The following is a 2869-nucleotide window of genomic DNA, read 5'->3' on the forward strand; positions in this document are numbered from 1 at the left end:
CGGGTGGCACCCGGCTTCCCTCGTCTCCGCCGGGTGGGGCCGGGTGGGTTTCCTCGGGCACCGAGCGGGTCGACCGTCCGCTGCGGGGTGGTCGGGGCGGCGCGGGCTCGGCGTCGTCCAGCCGGGCGGACACCCGGGAGGGGCGGTCCTCCCGTTCTGGGACGGCATCGGCGGGCGCCCACCGTCCGGTGGGGCAGGTGTGCCGGTCCCCTGGTGGTGAGGTCGCGTGCCCGCAACGCTCGCAGTAGCCCTCCCGGACGGTTCCGCCGCAGCCCGGCCGGAGGCATCGGCCGGTGGCCTCGGGCGTCATCGTTCGCTCCGCCGGCCGACACCGGCCGGGACGCGGGACGACGACCGACCACGGGCCGGGCCGGTCTCACGCGGACGAGGCATCGCACAACCTCCTGGGACGGGCAGGGATCAGTCCTGGTACCGGGGCTCGGGAGGCGGGGAGGCCCGCCCGAGGGGACCGGCAAGCCATGCGTCGTACAGGCGCTGCCAGGTGCCGTCGGCCCGCATCCGCTCCAGCACGCCGTTGGCGAAGCGGACGAAGTCCTCCTCCTCCTGGCGGAACGCCATCGCGTACCGCTCGGACGAGAAGGGCTCGCCCACGACCTTCAGGTTCGGGTCCTGGGCCACCATTCCGGCCAGGATGGTGTCGTCGGTGGACACGGCGTCCACCTGCTGTTGTTGGAGCATCACCAGGCAGTCGGACCAGTGCGGCACGGCGGTGACCCGGGGGCCGTTCTCCAGTTCGACCAACCGGCTCAGCGAGGTGGAGGCGGTGGCCGAGCAGACGCGGCGACCCGCCAGGTCGTCCTTGCCGGTGATGTCCTCGTTGTCCTGCGGCACCAGGATCCGCTGCCGGGCCTCGAGGTAGGTGGTGGAGAACAGCACGGTCTCCCACCGTTCGCAGGTCGCGGTCATGGTGCGCACGACGATGTCGACCTGGGGCTGCTGGGGCTGCTTGGCCTCCTCGGTGCCCTCCTCCGGGTTGCCGAGCACGTCGGTTCGCTGGCCGGACGTGATCGCCACCCACTTGATGTGGTTGTCCACGTCCTCCGTCCCGAACAGCGCTCTGGCGACCTCCCGCACCATCTCGATGTCGAAGCCGTCGATGCGGTTGGTCGCCGGATCGCGGTAGCCCATCAGGTTGGTCGTCTGGTCTACGCCGGCGCGCAGGAACCCGTCCTCGACGATGCGCTCCATGGTGGACCCGACCGGCATCTGGCCCGGTTCAGGTAGCACCGGCGGAGGCCGGAAGCTGCGGGTGGGATCGCAGTCCTCTTCGGCTGAAGCCGACGCGCTCGTCACCAGGCGCGCCCCCACGGGCTCCGGCACCTCCACGGAGGGGGTTGAGGAGAACGGCGCTGACGAGCTGGCCGTGCAGGAGGTGAGCAGGCCGGCCACGACCGCGATCGTCAGAACCCGTCTTCTGGTCATCGGTACTCCCTCACCCGCTGTCCGATCCCGACGGCGGCGCCCGTGGCGACGAGCGCCGCGAGCACGAGCGCGGCGGGGACCTGGCCGGGGAGCAGGGCCTGCGCCTGGGCGGCGCGGTGGGCGAACTCGTCGCGGGTCACCTCGACGGCGTGGTGCAGGTTGCGTTCCACGCTGCCGAAGTCCGCCCCGGTTCCTCCCGGTTCGTCCCCCGAGGTCATGTCGGATCCCACCGTCACCGCGACGGCCTCGTCGTACTCGCCGCGTCGGTCGTGGTCCCGGGCTACCTCGTAGCCCTCCCCCCAGGAGCGTGCCGCCCGTATCGCCTCGTCGACGTGGTGGTGCACCTGGGGGTCCGTCGCCATCTCCCGGGCCTTCCCCAACAACCCGCTGGTCCCGTCCGCACCCACCAGTTTCTTGAACGCGTCGGCGAAGTCCTCCTCGTACTCCTGTCCCGTGCCCTGGGCGACGAGGACGAGCGTTTCCCCGGTCCGCGCCTCCAGGGCGGCGATCCGGGCGTCGGCCAGGACCTTGACCTGGGCGGATCCGTACCTCCTGCTGTCCTCCAGGTGCCCGTTCACGATGAGGAACGACACCATCAACCACGCCAGCCAGGCGACGGCGGCCAGGGATGCGCCGAGCAGCCCGATGTTGAACACCCGACGCGTCCGGCGGTGGAGGTACAGCTGGGCCGCGACGAGGCCGGCCAGCAGGACCATGCCGGAGGCAAGTTCCGCCGTCGGTGGCGCGGCGGCGCGTCCACGGTCGACGTCGACCGCTTCCGACTGGCTCTCGTACAACTCCCCGGCGAAGCGCAGCATGTCCTGTTGCATCAGGCGTCCCGAGGCCAACCGGAGGTAGGCGGCGCCGACCGGGTTCCCCTGGCGGTGGTTGGCTCGCGCCGTCTCGACCAGGCCGGCGTAGACCGGTAACTGGGTGGCGAGGCGGTTCAGCCGGGCCGTGTCTCCCCCACCCGCGTCCGCTCCGGCCGCGTTCAACCCGTGCGCCGCCCTGGTCAGGGCCGCCGACGCCCGCGCGATGTTCAACGAGTACCGGTCCCGCACCTCCACCGGCTCGGTGCCGCCGGTGAGGAACGAGGTCGCAGCGGTCGCGTCCGCGTCGGAGAGCGCGGCGTAGAGGTCCTGGGCGGCGACGCTGAGGGGCTCGCTCCTGGTGACCAGGTCGTCGAGGGCGGCCGCCTTGCGGTGCGCGCCGATCGCCCCGATGAGGCCGGCGAGGGCACTGGCGACGACGAGGCCCACCGCGATGAGCGACAGGCGGCCCGGCGTGGTGCGCCACCGGCTGAACGCCTCGCGTGGCACGCGGCGCCGGTGGCGGCGAGCGGGACGCGGGGAGGTGACCGGCGCCGCCGGTCCGGTCACCGTGCCCCACCCCGCCCGCGCCAGGAGGGCCGGGCGGGCGGGGGTGG

2 protein-coding genes and 1 pseudogene are annotated in these 2869 nt (G+C 72.8%); all 3 read right to left on the minus strand.

Annotated elements, in window-relative coordinates; translation table 11 throughout:
* Positions 1–310, minus strand: a pseudogene (locus tag ACTIDRAF_RS34605) (hypothetical protein); the annotation flags it as partial.
* Between the two features lie 110 nt (positions 311–420).
* Complete coding sequence (locus tag ACTIDRAF_RS0222940; RefSeq protein WP_016701047.1) at positions 421–1443, minus strand: glutamate ABC transporter substrate-binding protein; 1023 nt, start codon at positions 1441–1443, stop codon at positions 421–423.
* A partial coding sequence (locus ACTIDRAF_RS0222945; RefSeq protein WP_016701048.1) for a hypothetical protein occupies positions 1440–2869 on the minus strand: 1430 nt, incomplete at its 5' end. The genes ACTIDRAF_RS0222945 and ACTIDRAF_RS0222940, both read right to left, overlap by 4 nt.

It is taken from the genome of Actinoalloteichus spitiensis RMV-1378, assembly GCF_000239155.1.
GTDB classification, from domain to species: Bacteria; Actinomycetota; Actinomycetes; order Mycobacteriales; family Pseudonocardiaceae; genus Actinoalloteichus_B; species Actinoalloteichus_B spitiensis.

Excerpts from the sequence above, each read along its gene's own strand:
- ACTIDRAF_RS0222940 (WP_016701047.1), bottom strand. The coding sequence starts at position 1,443 with ATGACCAGAAGACGGGTTCTGACGATCGCGGTCGTGGCCGGCCTGCTC.